Source organism: Streptomyces sp. BL1 (assembly GCF_057628045.1).
In genome coordinates this window covers 2,147,792-2,164,474 of sequence record NZ_JBXYWZ010000002.1, presented here as the reverse complement: position 1 = coordinate 2,164,474, position 16,683 = coordinate 2,147,792, and the positions used below count along the sequence as shown (strand labels likewise).

14 protein-coding genes are annotated in these 16,683 nt (G+C 73.3%); 11 read left to right on the top strand and 3 right to left on the bottom strand.

Annotated features, from left to right (window positions below):
• The first annotated feature begins 74 nt into the window (after positions 1 to 74).
• Both AC3AGO_RS09680 and AC3AGO_RS09675 read left to right on the top strand, forming a co-directional pair.
• Positions 75 to 935 (top strand): (2Fe-2S)-binding protein, encoded by an 861-nt coding sequence (locus tag AC3AGO_RS09680; protein ID WP_487819740.1) that lies wholly within the window; start codon positions 75 to 77, stop codon positions 933 to 935.
• A 143-nt stretch (positions 936 to 1,078) separates the two neighbouring features.
• On the top strand, positions 1,079 to 2,239 hold the full coding sequence (locus tag AC3AGO_RS09675) for a DUF2637 domain-containing protein (protein WP_487819739.1): 1,161 nt from the start codon (positions 1,079 to 1,081) through the stop codon (positions 2,237 to 2,239).
• Between the two features lie 158 nt (positions 2,240 to 2,397).
• On the opposite strand, the gene AC3AGO_RS09670 is transcribed toward AC3AGO_RS09675, so the two are convergent.
• Both AC3AGO_RS09670 and AC3AGO_RS09665 read right to left on the bottom strand, forming a co-directional pair.
• Positions 2,398 to 3,186: a hypothetical protein gene (locus AC3AGO_RS09670; protein ID WP_487819738.1), complete on the bottom strand. Its 789-nt coding sequence runs from the start codon at positions 3,184 to 3,186 to the stop codon at positions 2,398 to 2,400.
• 141 nt (positions 3,187 to 3,327) lie between these two features.
• The gene (locus AC3AGO_RS09665; RefSeq protein WP_487819737.1) at positions 3,328 to 5,256 is read right to left on the bottom strand and encodes a heavy metal translocating P-type ATPase; all 1,929 of its coding nucleotides are present in this window, start codon (positions 5,254 to 5,256) and stop codon (positions 3,328 to 3,330) included.
• Positions 5,257 to 5,370: 114 nt separating this feature from the next.
• On the opposite strand from AC3AGO_RS09665, the gene AC3AGO_RS09660 reads away from it, so the two are divergent.
• Positions 5,371 to 5,739, top strand: coding sequence for an ArsR/SmtB family transcription factor (locus AC3AGO_RS09660; protein WP_487819736.1), 369 nt, complete (start codon positions 5,371 to 5,373; stop codon positions 5,737 to 5,739).
• A gap of 26 nt (positions 5,740 to 5,765) precedes the next feature.
• On the opposite strand, the gene AC3AGO_RS09655 is transcribed toward AC3AGO_RS09660, so the two are convergent.
• The gene (locus AC3AGO_RS09655) at positions 5,766 to 7,313 is read right to left on the bottom strand and encodes an alpha/beta hydrolase (RefSeq protein WP_487819735.1); all 1,548 of its coding nucleotides are present in this window, start codon (positions 7,311 to 7,313) and stop codon (positions 5,766 to 5,768) included.
• A gap of 103 nt (positions 7,314 to 7,416) precedes the next feature.
• On the opposite strand from AC3AGO_RS09655, the gene AC3AGO_RS09650 reads away from it, so the two are divergent.
• The 8 genes from AC3AGO_RS09650 to AC3AGO_RS09615 all read left to right on the top strand — a co-directional run bounded on the left by AC3AGO_RS09650 (position 7,417) and on the right by AC3AGO_RS09615 (position 16,672).
• Complete coding sequence (locus AC3AGO_RS09650; RefSeq protein ID WP_487819734.1) at positions 7,417 to 8,673, top strand: ATP-grasp domain-containing protein; 1,257 nt, start codon at positions 7,417 to 7,419, stop codon at positions 8,671 to 8,673.
• Entirely contained in the window at positions 8,670 to 9,551 is an 882-nt protein-coding gene (locus AC3AGO_RS09645; protein WP_487819733.1) for a Rossmann-like domain-containing protein, read from the top strand. The genes AC3AGO_RS09650 and AC3AGO_RS09645 overlap by 4 nt, the downstream gene beginning before the upstream one ends.
• Positions 9,548 to 10,690 (top strand): PLP-dependent cysteine synthase family protein, encoded by a 1,143-nt coding sequence (locus AC3AGO_RS09640; protein WP_487819732.1) that lies wholly within the window; start codon positions 9,548 to 9,550, stop codon positions 10,688 to 10,690. The genes AC3AGO_RS09645 and AC3AGO_RS09640 overlap by 4 nt, the downstream gene beginning before the upstream one ends.
• A gap of 8 nt (positions 10,691 to 10,698) precedes the next feature.
• Positions 10,699 to 11,880 carry a dipeptide epimerase gene (locus tag AC3AGO_RS09635; RefSeq protein WP_487824593.1) on the top strand — a complete coding sequence of 394 codons (1,182 nt, stop codon included), beginning with the start codon at positions 10,699 to 10,701 and terminating at the stop codon, positions 11,878 to 11,880.
• Positions 11,864 to 13,174 carry an MFS transporter gene (locus tag AC3AGO_RS09630; RefSeq protein ID WP_487819731.1) on the top strand — a complete coding sequence of 437 codons (1,311 nt, stop codon included), beginning with the start codon at positions 11,864 to 11,866 and terminating at the stop codon, positions 13,172 to 13,174. Before AC3AGO_RS09635 ends, AC3AGO_RS09630 begins: the two co-directional genes overlap by 17 nt.
• A gap of 46 nt (positions 13,175 to 13,220) precedes the next feature.
• Positions 13,221 to 14,012 (top strand): class I SAM-dependent DNA methyltransferase, encoded by a 792-nt coding sequence (locus tag AC3AGO_RS09625; protein WP_487824592.1) that lies wholly within the window; start codon positions 13,221 to 13,223, stop codon positions 14,010 to 14,012.
• A 78-nt stretch (positions 14,013 to 14,090) separates the two neighbouring features.
• Positions 14,091 to 15,725, top strand: a complete 1,635-nt coding sequence (locus AC3AGO_RS09620) for an ABC transporter substrate-binding protein (RefSeq protein ID WP_487819730.1) — start codon at positions 14,091 to 14,093, stop codon at positions 15,723 to 15,725.
• Complete coding sequence (locus AC3AGO_RS09615) at positions 15,722 to 16,672, top strand: ABC transporter permease (protein ID WP_487819729.1); 951 nt, start codon at positions 15,722 to 15,724, stop codon at positions 16,670 to 16,672. Before AC3AGO_RS09620 ends, AC3AGO_RS09615 begins: the two co-directional genes overlap by 4 nt.
• The last annotated feature ends 11 nt before the right edge of the window (positions 16,673 to 16,683 follow it).

Sequence of the window (16,683 nt, the reverse complement as noted above, 5' to 3'; positions counted from 1 at the left end):
TCGAGTTCAAACCTCGATCTTTTCAGGTAAGGTAAGCCTTACCTGTTGACGATCGTCGAATCGGTGGTCCTGCCATGGCCGTGCCAGCCCTTGCCGTACCTCACGGCACCGCTTCCGTGCCCGGTTCCGCTTCGCCGCTCACTGCCGCCTACGACCGTCTCACCGAGGTCTTTCCGACGCTTCAGGTGGTCGAGAACACAGCGCCGCAGACCGGTGAGGGCTGGGTGACGGCCGCGCAGCTCGCGGCCGGCGGCCCGGAGGCCGAGGACTTCGTCGCCTGGGACGAGGCGCAGATCCGCCGCGACTACGGGCAGCAGGGCCGCCCCGACGTCGTCGCCAGTTTCGCGCTCCACCGGTACGCGTTTCCGCTGTGCCTGCTGGTGACCGTTCCCTGGTTCCTGCACCGGCGCGTGCCCCGCATTCCCGTGGACGCCGTCTCGTACCACCGGGACCTCGGCAGGCTGTCCGTACGGATCGACGAGTTCGCCTGTCTGCCCGGCGACCCGGCGGAACACAGTGCGGGCGCCCGCGTCGTACCCGACGAGGAGGCGCTGCGCGCACGCGTGCGCGAATCCGTCGCGGAGCATCTGGCGCCCGTGCTGGAGGGTTTCCGTCCTCGTGTGCGGCGCGGCACGCGCGCCCTGTGGGGTATGGCGTCGGACGAGATCACCGAGGGCGTCTGGTACGTCGGCCGGCTGCTCGGCGAGGAACAGCGTGCCAGGCGGGAGGCCGCCGCACTGCTGCCGGGCGGCACGGCGCCCTACGCGCGCGGTGCCGGCTTCCGCGAACTGGCGGGCGCCCAGGGCGAGGTGCTGCAGACCCGCGACCGGGCCAGCTGCTGCATGTACTACACGCTCCGGCCCGAGGACACGTGCGTGACGTGCCCTCGAACATGTGACGCGGAACGGGTCGAGCGCATGGCCACGGCCCGCTAGTCCGTTCGACCCGGAAACCACCTGTCCGTGGGCACTGCCGCCCTTTGGCGTTCTCTTGTGCCGAAACTCCCTGACGCGTCCTGCCGCTGGGCCAAGATGCTCGGCGACAGACAGCAACGCCGACGCGAGCAGGGGCAAGCCCGATGAGACTGACGGACATATCGCTGAACTGGGTGGTGGCGAGCGCCGTGTTGCTCGTCGGTGCCCTGACGGCCGTCGCGGTGATGGCGCATGCGCGCAAGAAGCCGGACGACGGCGGCGCGACGGCGGATTCCTGGGAACGGCTGGAGGAACGGCGCCGCCGCAAGGAGACGTTGTACGCCACGGCGGCCTATCTGCTGCTGTTCTGCTGTGCGGCTGTCGCGGCCGCGCTCTCGTTCCACGGACTGGTCGGCTTCGGCCGGCAGAACCTGCGGCTCTCCGGCGGCTGGGAGTACCTCGTGCCGTTCGGGCTCGACGGGGCCGCGATGTTCTCCGCCGTGATCGCCGTACGGGAGGCCAGCCACGGTGACGCCTCGCTCGGGTCGCGGCTGCTGGTGTGGACGTTCGCGGGAGCCGCGGCGTGGTTCAACTGGGTGCACGCGCCGCGGGGCATCGACCACGCGGGCGCGCCGCAGTTCTTCGCCGGCATGTCGCTCTCCGCGGCGATCCTCTTCGACCGGGCGCTGAAGCAGACCCGCCGTGCGGCGCTGCGCGAACAGGGCCTGGTGCCGCGGCCGTTGCCGCAGATCCGGGTCGTGCGCTGGGTGCGGGCACCGCGGGAGACCTTCCGCGCGTGGTCGCTGATGCTGCTGGAAGGTGTGCGGACGCTGGACCAGGCGGTCGACGAGGTGCGCGACGAACGGAGGCAGCAGGAGCAGGATCGTATCCGCAGGAAGGAGCAGGAAAAGCTGGACCGCGCCCGTGTGAAGGCGCTCAACCGGCAGCACAGGCTGTGGGGCAGAGGGCGGGGAGGCGCGGACATCGCGGCCGAACTGCCGCCCCCCGCGGCCGCCTCCGGGACGGCCGCCGGAGCCGCCCCGGCGGGCACGGTGCCCGCGCCGGCGGGTGAAGCGGGCGGCGGTACCGAGCAGTTGCCGCTGCGGTCCCGTCCCGCGCTGCAGGCCGTCGTCGACGAGGGCGGTACGGGGCGCACCACGGCGGACAGGCAGCAGTCCGGTGCCGACTCCGACGGGGCCTCCCCGGCGCGCGGTGCGCGGGGGAAGGACGCCGATGGCGAGGACGAGTCCGGGGCGAACGCGGCCAGCCCCCGGCTGGACTCCCTGGAGGAGAAACTCGCCGAGATCGAGCGGCAGTTCGGCTGACCGCCGGTGGGTCCGTGGGGTGCCCGGCGCCCCACGGACCGGCCCGTACGCCCGGCCGGCGTTCCACGGAGGGGTACGGAGGGGTCCGTCTCGTCCGGCGCCTCACCGAACCGCCCGCCTCGCCCGCGCGGCCCGTACTGCCGCTCCGTTCCGGTCCGTTACGCCGGATCTGCCGGTGGTCCGCCCTGGGCCGGCAGCAGTTGCTCCGCCAGCCAGGTCGGGATGCCGCCGAGCAGCCGGAACAGCCGGCCCGCCTCGGCGCGCAGCCGCGATGCCTCGGGCTCGGGCTGTACGCCCGCGAGCGCGGCCAGCGCGGGTGCCATGCCCACCAGGAAGCCCAGCTCCTCCCGGAGCCGCAGTGATTCCGTGAACCCGTGCCGGGCTTCGGCCAGTTCACCGTCGCGCAGGGCGAGACCGGCCAGGTGCCGCCAGGTGAACGAGCACAGCAGGGTGTCGCCGTGTGCCGTGGCGCCCGCGTGGGCGCGGCGGTAGGCGGCCCGGGCCGCCTGCGGGGTGTCGCTCAGCCGCTCGGCGAGCAGCCCGCGCCGGAAGTCCAGCAGGGCGCGTCCGCTCGCCGCGGGCGCCAGCAGTGCCGCCGCGCGCCCCAGTGCCGCGCGGGCCTCGTCGGCGCGGTCGCGTACGCCCAGAACGGTGGCGGTGTACGCGAGTTGGCCGCGTTCACAGGCTGCCGCGCCGCGTTCGTCGTCGTTGTGGGTGACGGCTTCCGCGGCCCGCAGCGCGTCCTCGGCCGCCGGCCAGCCGTCCGCGGTGAACATGCACCGTTCCACCAGGAGTGCCGCGCGCCGCAGTGCGGTGGGCGGGTCGCCCTTGGCGTGGGGCTCCAGCAGTGCGGCGGCGTCGTCCCAGCAGCCGCGGGAACGGAGCCGCCACACTGCGCGGTCCAGTGGCGAGGAGTCGGGATGATCCAGCCGTACCGAACGTGACATGGCGGTTTCCGCCACAGTTCCTCCCCAAGCGCGCCGTCGAGCTTTGAGCCGGATGTGTGCGCATCTCAGCACGTTCGGGCAGGCACGGCCAAGGGGCTGGTGTGAATCAGTTCACAAACTTTGAGTTCGGGGCTGTTTCTGTCAACGTCCTTCGTCCCATGCGCCGTTGCGCAGCAGCCGCAGCCCGTTGAGCCCCACCAGAATCGTCGACCCCTCGTGCCCCGCGACGCCCAGCGGAAGGGGCAGGGTGCCGATCAGGTCCCAGGCGACGAGGACCGCGATGGCGGTGGCGGCGATGACCAGGTTCTGCACGACGAGCCGGCGGGCGCGGCGGGACAGGGCCACGACCGCGGGGACGGCGCCGAGTTCGTCGCGGACGAGGACGGCGTCGGCGCTCTCCAGCGCGAGGTCGGAGCCGGTGCGCCCCATGGCGAGGCCGGTGTGCGCGGAGGCCAGCGCCGGGGCGTCGTTGACGCCGTCGCCGACGAGCAGCAGACGGGCGCCGTCCGCCTCGGCCTCCCGTACGGCCTCGACCTTGTCCTCCGGCAGCAGTCCCGCGCGCACCTCGCCGACGCCGGTCTGGTCGGCCAGACGCTGCGCCGCGTGCCGGTGGTCGCCGGTGAGCAAGAGGGGTGCGCTGCCCGTGAGTTCGCGCAGCCGGGCGACGGCTCCGCGAGCGTGCGGGCGCGGCCGGTCGGCGAAGCCGAGGATGCCGACGGGTGCGCCGTCGGCGAGGACGACGGCGGTCGTCAGACCGGCCTCTTCGGTACGGGCGAGGAGTGCGGCGAGCGCGTCCGTCCTGCCGTCGCTGTCCGGTGCGGCACCGGCGGAGATGAGCGCCGGCATCCGCGCGGGGGCGCCCACTTCGATGTGTACGCCGTCGACGTATGCGCTCACGCCCCGGCCGGGGCGGGCCTCGAAGTCCCGTACGGGCAGGGCCGGGAGGTCCTGTGCGGCCGCGACGACGGCACGGCCGAGGGGGTGTTCGCTGCCGCGTTCGGCGGCGGCGGCGAGGGCGAGCAGCCGGTCGGCATCGGGCGCGCCCTCGCCGGGCAGCGGATGCGTCTCGGCGAGCAGGGGCGCCCCTTCGGTGAGGGTGCCGGTCTTGTCGAAGGCGACGCGGGTGACGGTGCCCAGGCGTTCCATCACGGCGGCCGACTTGACGAGGACGCCGTGCCGTCCGGCGTTGGCGATGGCGGCGAGCAGCGGCGGCATGGTGGCGAGGACGACCGCGCACGGAGAGGCGACGATCATGAAGGTCATGGCGCGCAGCAGCGCCGCGTCCAGCGGGTCGCCGAGGGCGAGCGGGACGAGGAAGACGGCGAGGGTGGCGGCCACCATGCCGAGCGCGTACCGCTGTTCGATCTTCTCGATGAACAGTTGTGCGGGCGCCTTGGTGCGGCTGGCCTCCTCGACCATGGTGACGATCCGCGCGATGACGGACTCGCCGGCGGCGCGCTCCACGCGGACGTACAGCGCGCCGTTGCCGTTGAGGGTGCCGGCGAACACCTCGTCGCCCGCGGTACGGGGAGCGGGCAGCGGTTCGCCGGTGATGCTCGCCTGGTCGACGTCGCTGGACCCTTCGGTCACCGTGCCGTCGGCGCCGACCCGTTCGCCGGGCCGCACGAGCACACGGTCGCCGGGACGCAGGTCCGCCGTGTCGACGGTCTCCTCGGCGCCGTCCGGCGTGATGCGGGTGGCGCGCTGCGGTGCGAGGTCGAGCAGGCCGCGGACGGAGTCGGCGGTGCGCTGGGTGGCGAAGGCCTCCAGGGCGCCCGAGGTCGCGAAGATGACGATGAGCAGGGCGCCTTCGAGGGGCTGGCCGATGGCGGCGGCGCCGAGCGCGGCGACGACCATCAGCAGGTCGACGTCGAGGGTCTTCTCGCGGAGTGCGGACAGTCCCTCGCGGGCCGGCTCCCAGCCGCCGGCGGCGTAGCACACGGCGTAGGCGCACCAGGAGGTCCAGTCGGGCGCTCCGGACAGGGCGAGCGCCAGGCCGAGCAGAAAGGCCGCGGTGGCGAGCGCGGCCCAACGGGCTTCGGGGAGTTGACGGATCCGGGTCACGTGCATGGGAGGGACACCTCGGACGGCGGGGCAGGGCGCGGCGGGCCGCACGGCGGCGGCCGGTCGACATGAACGAATGAACAGGTTTTCATGTATCGCCGGGACCGTACCATGCCTGTCATGGGACACGGAGTCGAACGTCAGGGCGCCCCGGCGGCCAAGCTGGACGCGGAGGGCGCCGCGTCGGTGGCGGCCACGCTGCAGGCGCTGGGCACGCCGTCGCGCCTGCTGATACTGGCGCGGCTGCGTGAGGGGCCGCTGCCGGTCACCGAGCTCGCCGAGGCCGTCGGCATGGAGCAGTCGGCCGTCTCCCACCAGCTGCGGCTGCTGCGGGCGCTGAGCCTGGTCGGCAGTGAGCGCCAGGGGCGCAGGATCGTCTACAGCCTGCACGACAACCACGTCGCACAGTTGCTGGACGAGGCCGTGTATCACATCGAGCATCTTCAGCTCGGCGTGACGGACAGCGTCCCGCGGGACGCGCCGGCCTGACGCGTACCGCGGGCCACCTCGCCGGGTTACTTCAGTACCGGGCCGGGTTGCTTCAGTCCCGGCAGACCCGGTCCCGCGCACCGTACGTCGTGCCGCGGCATGCGCCCGTCGACCAGATAGGCGGCCACCGCGCCGTCCACGCAGGAGTCGCCGCGGCTGGCGAACACCCCGTGGGAATAGTCGTTTTCGAGGGTGACCAGGCGTGAGCCCGGCAGTCCGCGCCGCAGTGCGCGCGCTCCCGCCGCCGGGGTGACCGGATCGTGCTCCGAGGAGACCATCAGCGCAGGAGCGGCCTCCGGGCCGCCGAGACGGGTGCGCTCCTGCGGCCGGTGCGCCCAGAACGGGCAGGCCGCCGCCTCCAGTCCCGTCAGCACCGGGGACGGGTCGAGGTGCCGCAGCCCGCGGATGTCCCGCAGAACGCGCCCCGCGCCGGGTGCCGGCCCGTCGGCGCACTTCACGGCGCGGTTCGCCGCCTCGAAGTTCCTCGACTCCGCACTGTCGAAGGGTTCTTCGGGCCGCAGTCCTGCCACCGAGCCGGAGGCCAGATAGGCGCGCATGCCCTCGCCCAGCGGCTGCCAGCGCTCGGTGCGGCCCAGCGCGTCGTACACGGTGCGGTCGAACTCGGCCGCGCCGAAGCCGTCCACGGGGTGCCGCTTCAGATGTGCGCGCACCTCGTCGTACGAGGCGCGTACCTGTCGTGCCGTTCCGCCGAGGCCGAAGTGCCGTTCGTGGCCCGCCAGCCAGCCGTACAGCACCTGGCGCTGCCGCAGCAGTGAGCGGGCCTGCCGCACGTCGAAGTCGTGCCAGTCCCACGGGCCGACCACGCTGTCGAGCACCATCCGGCCGGTGTGCCGCGGGAAGGCCGCCGCGTAGGCGGCGCCCAGGTAGCTGCCGTAACTCACGCCCAGGAAGCCGATTCTGCGCTCCCCGAGTGCCGCGCGGACCGCGTCCATGTCGTGCGCGGTCTCGGTGGTCGACAGGTGCGGCAGTGCGGCGCCGATGCCGTGCGCGCAGTCGTCGGCGAGGCCGTGCTGTGCGCGCAGGAAGGACTGTTCGGCGGCCCGGCCGCGCGGCACCGGGTCGGCGCCCGGGGTGTCGAAGTGTCCGCCCATGTGCCCGCAGTCGGCGGGTGCGCTGTGTCCCGTGCCGCGCGGGTCGAAGCCGACGACGTCGTACGAACGCCGCACCCGCTCCGGCAGTTTGGCGCGCTTGGTCACCGCGTAGTCCAGCCCCGTGCCGCCCGGGCCGCCGGGGTTGACCAGCAGGACGCCGCGCCGCTCCTCCGGGGTGCCGGAGGCCCGGATGCGGGAGACGGCGACGGATATGTGCTGTCCGCCGGGCCGCGAACGGTCCAGCGGTACGCGCACCGTTCCGCACTCGACGCGCTCGCCCTCGGGCGCGGCCGGCACGGAGCGCGGGCAGCCGCCGAAGTCGATCCGGGCCCCCTCACCGGGGCGGGGAGCGGGCCCGGAAGCGGGGCTCGCGGGGGACGGCGCGGCGGTGCCGGCGGTGGCCGTGGCCGCAAGCAGCAGGCACAGCAAGGGGGTTCGCCCGCGGGCGCGGAGATGTGACACGGGTCTCGCAATCGGGGAAGAGTGCCGACGGAAATGACAAATGAAAATCATTGTCGATAGTGTGTGCCGGGTCAACACGCGAGGGCTATGGCGAGGGAGCACCGTGGGGCATCTGCTGATGGTCGAGAGCTGGGTCGGGGCGATGAGCAGGCTGCTGCCACGCGCCATCGGGGACGGGGGACACGAGTTCACGTTCCTCACCCGGGACGTGCAGCACTATCTGCGGGACGCGCCGGAGGGCGCCGCGCACCCGCTGCTCGGCGCGCGCAACATCCTCACCGCGGACACGAACGACGCCGACACGCTGCTTCCGTATGTGGAGCGGCTGCACCGTGTGCTCGGTTTCGACGGGGTGCTCACCTCATGTGACTACTACCTGCCCACAGTTGCGCGGATCGCCGGACACCTCGGACTGCCCGGTGCGTCCGCACAGTCCGTGGCCGCGGCCTGCCGCAAGGACGACACGCGGCGTCTGCTGGCCGAAGCCGGCGTGCCCGGGCCGCGGTTCGCCGTGTGCGAGGGACTGCCCGCGGCCACCGGGGCCGCGCGGGAGATCGGCTACCCGCTGGTGCTGAAGCCCGTCGACCTGTGCGCCGGAATGTACGTACGGAGGGTCGACGACGAGAAGGAACTCGCCGCCGCGTGCCGGGCCCTGGACGGTTTCCCCGTCAACGCGCGCGGGCAGCGACGTTCGCCCGCCGTCCTGCTGGAGGAACTGCTGGACGGTCCCGAAGTCAGCGTGGAGACCGTCTCGTCCGGCGGCGTGCACCATGTCGTCGGGATCACCGACAAGAGCGTCGGCGGGGCACCGGCGTTCATCGAGACCGGCCACATGTTCCCCGCGGCCCTCGCGGCGGGCGAGGAGGAAGCGGCGGCGTCCACGGCGGTCGCGGCCCTCGACGGGCTCGGCCTCGACCAGGTCGTCGCGCACACCGAGGTGAAGCTGACGGCCGACGGGCCGCGCGTCGTGGAGGTCAACCCGCGGCCCGCGGGCAACCGCATCACCGAACTCGTCCGGCACGTCACCGGAATCGACCTCGCGGCCGCCTGCGTGGACGTCACCCTCGGGCGCACACCCCGGCTGACCGCGCAGCACACCGGTACGGGCAGTGCGGCGGTCCGGTTCCTGGTGCCGGACACGGACGGGGTGCTGGAGGGCTTCGACGGGGCCGAAGGGCTCACCGGGCAATCCGGCGTGCTGGAGGCCCAGTTGTCCGCACCCGGCAAGCAGGTCAGCGCCGCCGCCAGCAACAACGGCTACCTGGGGCACGTCATGGCCGCCCACCCGGAGCCCGGCGCCGCACGGGACCGCGCCGAGTCGCTGCTCGCCGGCGTGTGTCCCCGGGTGGCCGCCCGATGAGCGGCGCGGCGCCCGCCGCGGCACACGCGGAAGCCTCGGCGCAGGCGCAGGCGCAGGCGCAGACGCAGACGCAGGCCCGGGCGTACGGCGCGCTCGTACAGGCCGTGCGGGACGGCGAGTTCGGGCCCGACCCCGCGGCGCTGCGCGTCAGCGTCGCGTTCGCCACCACCCAGGCCGTACGGCACTCCGGGCGGGGCACCGGATACCGCAACGAGGTGCTGAGCCTCCGCCTCGGTGCCGCCGTCGGCTCGTGCGCCGCCGAGCCGGGCGCGCTGCCCGGCGCGGCCATCGACGACTGTGTGGGCGCGCCCGTCGCCACCCTGCTCGACCACCCGCTGGCCGCCGTACGGGTCGCGGCTCTTGACGCCTATCTGATGCACGTGCTGCCGCACACACCCGAGAACGGCGCACACCCCTTCCCGTTGCCGTCGGGCGGTTCGCTGGACAAGTCACAGGCGCGCGCCCGCGCTGTCGTCGATCTGCTCGACGTGCCGCAGGGCAGCACCGTCCTCGTCGTCGGCGTCGTCAACTCGCTGCTGGAGGCGCTCCGTTCGCGCGGCCTGCGGTACGTGCCGTGCGATCTGAAGGGCGGCCGTACCGAATGGGGCGAGGACATCGTCACCGACGCGCTCGCCGCGGCCGGACAGTGCGACGCCGTGCTGGCGTCCGGCATGACGCTCGGCAACGGCAGCTTCGAACCGCTGCGCCGGTACGCGCTGCGCAGCGGCAACCCGCTGGTGATGTTCGCGCAGACCGGCAGCGCCGTACTGCCCCGGCTGCTGGGTGCCGGTGTGAGCGCGGTGTGCGCCGAGCCGTACCCGTTCTTCTGGCTGGACGGCGGCTCCGGCGTCATCCACCGCTACGGGGGCGCCCGATGACCTCCCCGGCCACCACACCGACCACGTCGTCCGACGCCGTACTGCCCGCCGCCAGGGCCGGCCGGCTGTCCTGCCGTACCGCGGGCAACCCCGATCTGCTCGACCTCGTCGGCCGTACGCCGCTGGCCCGCATCAGCGTCGACCTTCCGGACCCGCAGCCCGGCTTCTGGGCGAAGCTGGAGGGCCTCGGGGCGGGCGGCATGAAGGCGCGGGCCGCCGTGTCGATGCTGCTCGGCGCCCGTGAACGGGGCGAACTGCGGCCCGGAGCGCCGGTGGTGGAGTCCACCTCCGGCACCCTCGGCATCGGCCTGGCCTTCGCCGGACAGGCTCTCGGTCACCCCGTCGTCCTCGTCGGCGACACCGAACTCGAACCGTCCATGCGCCAGTTGCTGCGCGCACACGGCGCTCAGCTCGAACTCGTCGACCGGCCCGCGCGCACCGGCGGCTGGCAGGCCGCACGACTGCACAAGCTGCGCGCCCTGCTCGCGGGACTGCCGGACGCGTACTGGCCGGACCAGTACAACAACCCCGACAACACCGCCGGCTACCGCTCACTGGCCGACGAACTCACCGGCGAACTCGGCCATCTGGACGTCCTGGTGTGCAGCGTCGGCACCGGCGGACACAGCGCCGGCATCACCGGGCCGCTGCGCCGCCGCTGGCCCCGGCTGCGGCTCATCGGCGTGGACGCCACCGGGTCGACCATCTTCGGACAGCCGCAGCGGCCCCGGCTGATGCGCGGCCTGGGCAGCAGCATCCACCCGCGCAACGTCGCCTACGACGCGTTCGACGAAGTGCACTGGGTCGGCCCCGCCGAGGCCACCGGCGCCTGCCGGCGGCTCGCCCGCGGCAGCTTCGTCAGCGGCGGCTGGAGCACCGGAGCCGCGGCACTCGTCGCCGCCTGGGCGGCCGGCGCGCACCCGGGCGCCGTCGTCGCCACCGTCTTCCCCGACGGGCCGCACCGCTACCTCGGCACCGTCTACGACGACGACTTCACCACGACGCACGGCATCGACCCGCACAGCGCCGCCACCCGACCGCACGAGATCCCGCACCCGTGGGCCGCGGAGGCCACCGGCTGGACCCGCTGCACGACAGTGCTCGATCCGGCCGCACGGCAGGGGGAGGCCCCGTCATGAAGACCGTCATGCAGACACAACTGCGCACCGTACGGCTGCACCTCACCGAACCGCTGCGCATCTCGCGCTCCACGATGGCCGCCCGCGACGCCGTCTGGTTCACCCTCGCGCACGGCGGACTGCGCGGCCACGGCGAGGCCGTCAGCAGTACGTACTACGGGCTCGACGCGGCGGCACTGAACCGCATGCTGACCACCGCGGGCGACGCGCTGCGGCGCTTCCGCGACCCGGAGAGCGCCCTCGGGGCGCTGCGCGCACGAGAACTGACGGCCGTTCAGGGGCCCGACGTGCCGCCCGCCGTCACCGCGGCCGTCGAGTCCGCGCTGCTCGACCTGGCCGGCAAACGGGCGGGCGCTCCCGTGCACCAGCTGCTCGGCACCTTCGCGCCGCCCGTCGCCGACACGGCACGCACCATCGGCATCACCAGCACGGAGAACGCCGCCGTGCAGGCCCACTGTCTGGCCCGGGCCGGCTTCACCGTGCTCAAGGTCAAGGCGGGCGCGGCCGACCCGGAGGACGACCTGGCCCGGGCGCGCGCCGTACGCCAACAGGCGCCCCACGCCCGGCTGCTGCTCGACCCGAACGGAGCCTGGACCGCGGAACAGGCACGCGGCCTGCTGCCCCGGTTCGCCGCGCTCGGCGTGGAGGCCGTCGAGCAGCCCGTACCGCCGGGCGACCCCGAGGGGCTGGCCCAGCTGGCGGCCGAAGCGCCGCTGCCCGTCATCGCCGACGAGGACGCGGTGAGCTACGAGGACGTACAGCGGCTCGCCGGACGGGTGCACGGCGTCAACGTGAAGCTCGCCAAGTGCGGCGGTGTGCACGCCGCGCTGCGCATCGCCGAACTGACGGCCGGCACGGGCACCGCGCTGATGCTCGGCTGCCTCACCGCCAGCACCCTCGGCATCGCGCCCGCCGTGCACCTCGCCGACCGCGCCCGCTGGACCGATCTGGACGGGCACCTGCTGCTCGCCCGCGACCCGTGGGACGGCATCGGCGGGACGGACGGCGCAGTCCGCGTCAGCGACCGTGCGGGACTCGGCGTACGGCCCGCACCCGACAGCCCGGCGGACGACAGGACCGACAACAGGACGGACGCCGGGACCGGCAGGACTGACGACGCCGGGACCGGCAGGACTGCCGTCGGCGACAACCGAATAGATGAGGGGCCGGGCAATGCAGACGTGGCGTGAGATGCGCAGATTCCCTTTGGCGATACGCCTGTTGCTGATCAACCAGCTCGGCGTCAACACCGGCTTCTATCTGCTGATCCCCTACCTCGCCACCCACATGGGGCAGGACCTCGGGATGTCCGCGGCGGTCGTCGGGATCGTGCTGGGCGTACGGAACCTCAGCCAGCAGGGCCTGTTCCTGATCGGCGGTTCGGCCGCCGACCGGCTCGGAGCGCGCGGCGTCATCATCGCGGGATGCGCCCTGCGGACCGTCGGCTTCGCCCTGTTCGCGCTCGGCGACGGGCTGGCCGTCCTGCTGGCCGCCTCGGTCCTCAGCGGACTCGCCGGTGCCCTGTTCAACCCGGCCGTACGGGCCTACCTGTCGCAGGAGGCGGGCGACCGGAAGCCCGAAGCGTTCGCCCTGTTCAACGTGTTCGCGACGACGGGGGCACTCGTCGGCCCGCTGCTCGGCAGCGCCCTGCTGCTCGTCGACTTCCGTGCCTCGGCCCTCACAGCGGCCGGACTGTTCGCCGTGCTGACCGTCGCGCAGGCCGCGGTGCTGCCCGCGCGCGACGTACCGCCCGCACAGGGCGGCGTACTGTCCGACTGGCGCGAAGTCCTCGCCAACCGGCGCTTCCTGGCCTTCTCGCTCGCCATGGTCGGCATGTTCACCCTGCAGAACCAGCTGTACCTGCTGCTGCCCGACGGTGCGCGGAAGGCGACCGGCTGGGACGGCGCCACCGGGCTCGTCTTCCTCGTCGGCACGGTCGCCAATCTGACGCTGCAACTGCGGCTCACCCGCGGCCTCAAGGACCGCGGCAGCAGGCCCCGTTGGGTGGTCGCCGGGCTCGTACTGATGGGGCTCGGGTTCGTGCCGCCGCTCGCCGTCTCCGGCGCCGGCAGCCCGTCCGGCACCGCCGACGCCGTCCTCGCGCTGCTGCCCGTGCTCACCGGGGCGCTGCTGCTGTACGTGGGCGTCATGGTCGCCCAGCCGTTCCTGATGGAGATGATCCCCGACTTCGGCCGCGCCGAACTGACCGGCACCTACTTCGGGGTGTTCTACGTCGTGTCCGGCGTCGCCGCGGCAGGCGGCAACACCCTCGTCGGCTGGGCCATGGACGCCGGCGGCACACAGGGCGCGCCGTGGCTGCCCTGGGCGTGCTGCCTGGTCTTCGGCCTGCTCTCGGCCGCCGCGACCGGCTGGCTGCACCGGCTGCGCGCCCTGCCCGAAACGGCGGGCCCGGCAGCGGACTTGCCCCAGGACGCCCGGGACGCCGCGCCGGCGCCGGGGGCCTCGAAGACGACGACGGCGTAACGGAGAACGCACCGTGCAGCACACCACAGGAACCACAGGCGAAGCCCTGTCGCGGGGCAACCTGCTGACCGACAACCCCGAACTGTACGAGGCGCGCTTCCCCGACGCCGGACGCGTCGCCGCGCGCTGGGCAGAGGACTGTCTGCGCCGGCACGGCGCCGGCCCGCGTGTCCTCGATCTGGGCTGCGGCACCGGGCGGGACGCCGCCCATCTGCACGCGGCGGGACGCAGCGTGGTGGGTGCCGACGTGTCGGAGACGATGCTCGCGCACGCCCGCGAGCACCACCCCGGACCGGCCTACACGTACGCCGATCTGCGCCGGTTCGACCTCGGCGCACGGGCCTTCGACGCCGTCGTCTGCCTCGACAGCGCACTGCTCTACTGCCACACGAACGACGAACTGGACGGCCTGCTCGACTCCTGCCGGCGTGCCCTCGAACCGGGCGGACTGCTTGTCGCCGAGATGCGCAACGGTGCCTTCTTCCTGGGCCGCACCGAACTCCTCGACAAGCCCGTCACCCACTCGTTCGGCTGGCAGGGCGTCACCTACCGCTCCGTGACGACCCTGTGGACCGACCGGACGGCTCAACTGCTGCGCCGTACCCGCGTGTGGACCGCCGACGACGGGCTGCCGCCCCAGGAGCAGCACTCCGCGTGGCGGCTGCTGTTCCCGCAGGAGCTGCGCCGCTTCCTGGCCGCGCACGGCTTCACGGTGCTCGCCCTGCACGACGGTCCGGGACCGCGTACGGAGCCGCGCTGGCAGGAGGGCGACCCGTCCGGCAGCACGGCCGACGCCGACCGGCTGCATCTCGTGGCCCGACTGACCACCCCCGACTGACCGCCCCCGAGTGACCGCACACCGTCCGCCCCGGACGGCCCAGCTGTGAACAGCTTCCGACCACCGAGGAGTTCAGCCATGCGTGACGAACCGACCGCCGGATCCGGCGCTCCGACACCGGCCGGCGGCGCCGGAGCCGCCTATCCGGCCCTGCGCCGCCGCGGCTTCCTCGCGGCAGGCGCGGGCGCGGCGGCGGCCGGTGCCTTCGCCCTGTCCGGCTGCGGTCCCTCCGGCGGCGGCGCGGCCGGCGGCGGGCCCGGAAAGCCGCGGCGCGGCGGGCGGCTGCGCGCCGCCTTCGCCGGCGGCGGCACCAACGAGACCCTCGACCCGCACCTGGCCAACCTGTTCGCCGATGTCGCCCGCGCCAAGGCCGTGTTCGACAAACTGGCCGACTACCGCCCCGACTTGTCGGCCGCGCCCCGGCTGGCCTCGGGCTGGGAGCCCAACAAGGCGCTGGACCGCTGGCGGGTCACCCTGCGGGACGCCGTGTTTCACGACGGCAAGCCCGTCACCGCCGACGACGTGCTGTACAGCTTCCGGCGCATCACCGACCCGAAGAAGGCGTACAGGTCGAAGGCCGACCTCGAACCCGTCGACCTGAAGGAGAGTCGCGCCGACGGCAAACGTGCCGTCGAATTCCGGCTGAAGCGGCCCACCGCCGAATTCCCCAACGTGCTGGCCGCGTTCGGCGCGTACGTCGTGCCCGAGGGGGCCGACAGTTTCGACGCCGGGAAGGCATCCGCGACCATCGGGTCGGGGCCGTTCCGCATGGTGTCCTTCAGCCCCGGCAAGTCGGCCGTGCTGAAGCGGTTCGCCGACTACTGGGACGGCGCCCCCTACCTCGACGAGCTCGAATTCGTCGGCGTCACCGAGGAGTCGGCCCGTATCAACGCGCTGCTCGGCGGACAGGTGGACTACGCCCACGAACTGAACCCGACGACCGCGAAGGCCCACCAGGGCAAGGGACAGATCGAGGTCGTACGGCTGAAGAACAGCACCATGCAGGCGTTCGCCATGAAGACGGACCGGCCGCCGTTCGACGACAAGAAGGTGCGCGAGGCGTTCTTCCACATAGCCGGCCGGAAGGAACTCGTCGACGGTGCGCTGTCCGGCGCCGGCGAACCGGGCAACGACCTGTTCGGCAAGGGCTACGAGTACTACGCGGACGGGCTGCCGCAGCGCGAACAGGACCTCGACAGAGCGAAGAAGCTCCTGAAGGAGGCCGGCGCGGACAAGCTGAAGGTCACCCTCGACACGGCGGACGTCGCTCCCGGCTTCACCGAGGCGGCGGGCATCTTCCGCGACCAGGCCAAGAAGGCCGGCGTCACCGTCGAGGTCAAGTCCGGCTCCCCGGACAGCTACTGGACCGACATCCTCGACTCGGGCACCCTCTGCAGCTACCGATCGGGCGCCATGCCCATCGACACGCACATCTCCCAGCGGCTGCTCACCGACTCCAGCACCAACGCCACCAAGTGGGAGCACAAGGACTTCGACGAGCAGTACCGGCAGGCCCAGTCGACCGCCGACGAGAAGGACCGGGCGGCAGTCTTCGAGCGGATGCAGCGCCGCCTGTACGCGGAGGGCGGCTTCCTGGTGTGGGGCTTCGCCGACTGGATCGTCGGCACGACGAAGAAGGTCGGCGGAGTCGAACGGGACGCGCCCGCCAACACGCTGGACTGGGCCCGCTTCGACAAGGTGTGGCTGGCGTGACGGCAGGACTGCGCTCCTGGGCGGCGCGCAGACTGGCGCTCGGTCTCGTCCAGACGGCCGCCGTCGTGCTGCTGGTGTTCGCCCTCACCGAGGCGCTGCCCGGCGACGCCGCCGTGGCACTCGCCGGCGACCGGCCCGACCCGCAGCGCATCGCCGCCATCCGCGAGGCCATGCACCTCGACGAGCCCGCGCACATACGGCTGCTGGACTGGGCGGGCGGACTGCTCCACGGCGACCTGGGACAGTCCCTCGCCACAGGGCGGCCCGTCTCCTCGTACCTGTCCGGCGCCGTCGGACCCACCGCCACGCTGGCCGTGCTGACACTGCTGCTCCTCGTGCCCGTGTCCGTCGGCCTGGGAGTGCTGGCCGCACAGCGGGAGGGCGGACCGCTCGACCGGTTCATCAGCGGGGGGACGCTGGGGGTGTACGCCGTACCGGAGTTCGCGCTGGGTGTGCTGCTCGTCGTCGTGTTCGCGCTGCGCCTCGGCTGGCTGCCGCCCACCGCCGTCGGCGGCGACCCGTTGGCGCAGCCGGCGGTGCTCGTGCTGCCCGTGCTGGTGCTGCTCGCCCGCCCCGTGTGCTCGCTGAGCCGGCTGGTGCGCGCCGGCATGATCGACGCGCTGTCCTCCCCGTACGTCGCACAGGCGCGCCGCTGCGGCATCCCGCGCGCGCGTGTGCTGTACCTGCACGCGCTGCCCAACGCCGTGGCGCCCGCCACCCAGCAACTGGCCCGCACCGTCGACTGGTTGCTCGGCGGAGTCGTCGTCGTGGAGGCCCTGTTCGTGATCCCGGGCCTGGGAACCGTCCTCATGGACGCCGTGGCCGCGCGCGATGTCCCCGTCGTACAGGCGCTCGCCGTTCTCTTCGGGGTGGCCACCGTTCTGCTCAACCTGGGGGCCGACCTCGTGGTGCACCGGCTGTCCCCGCGCGCGGGGGTGGCGGCGTGAAGACCCTCCGT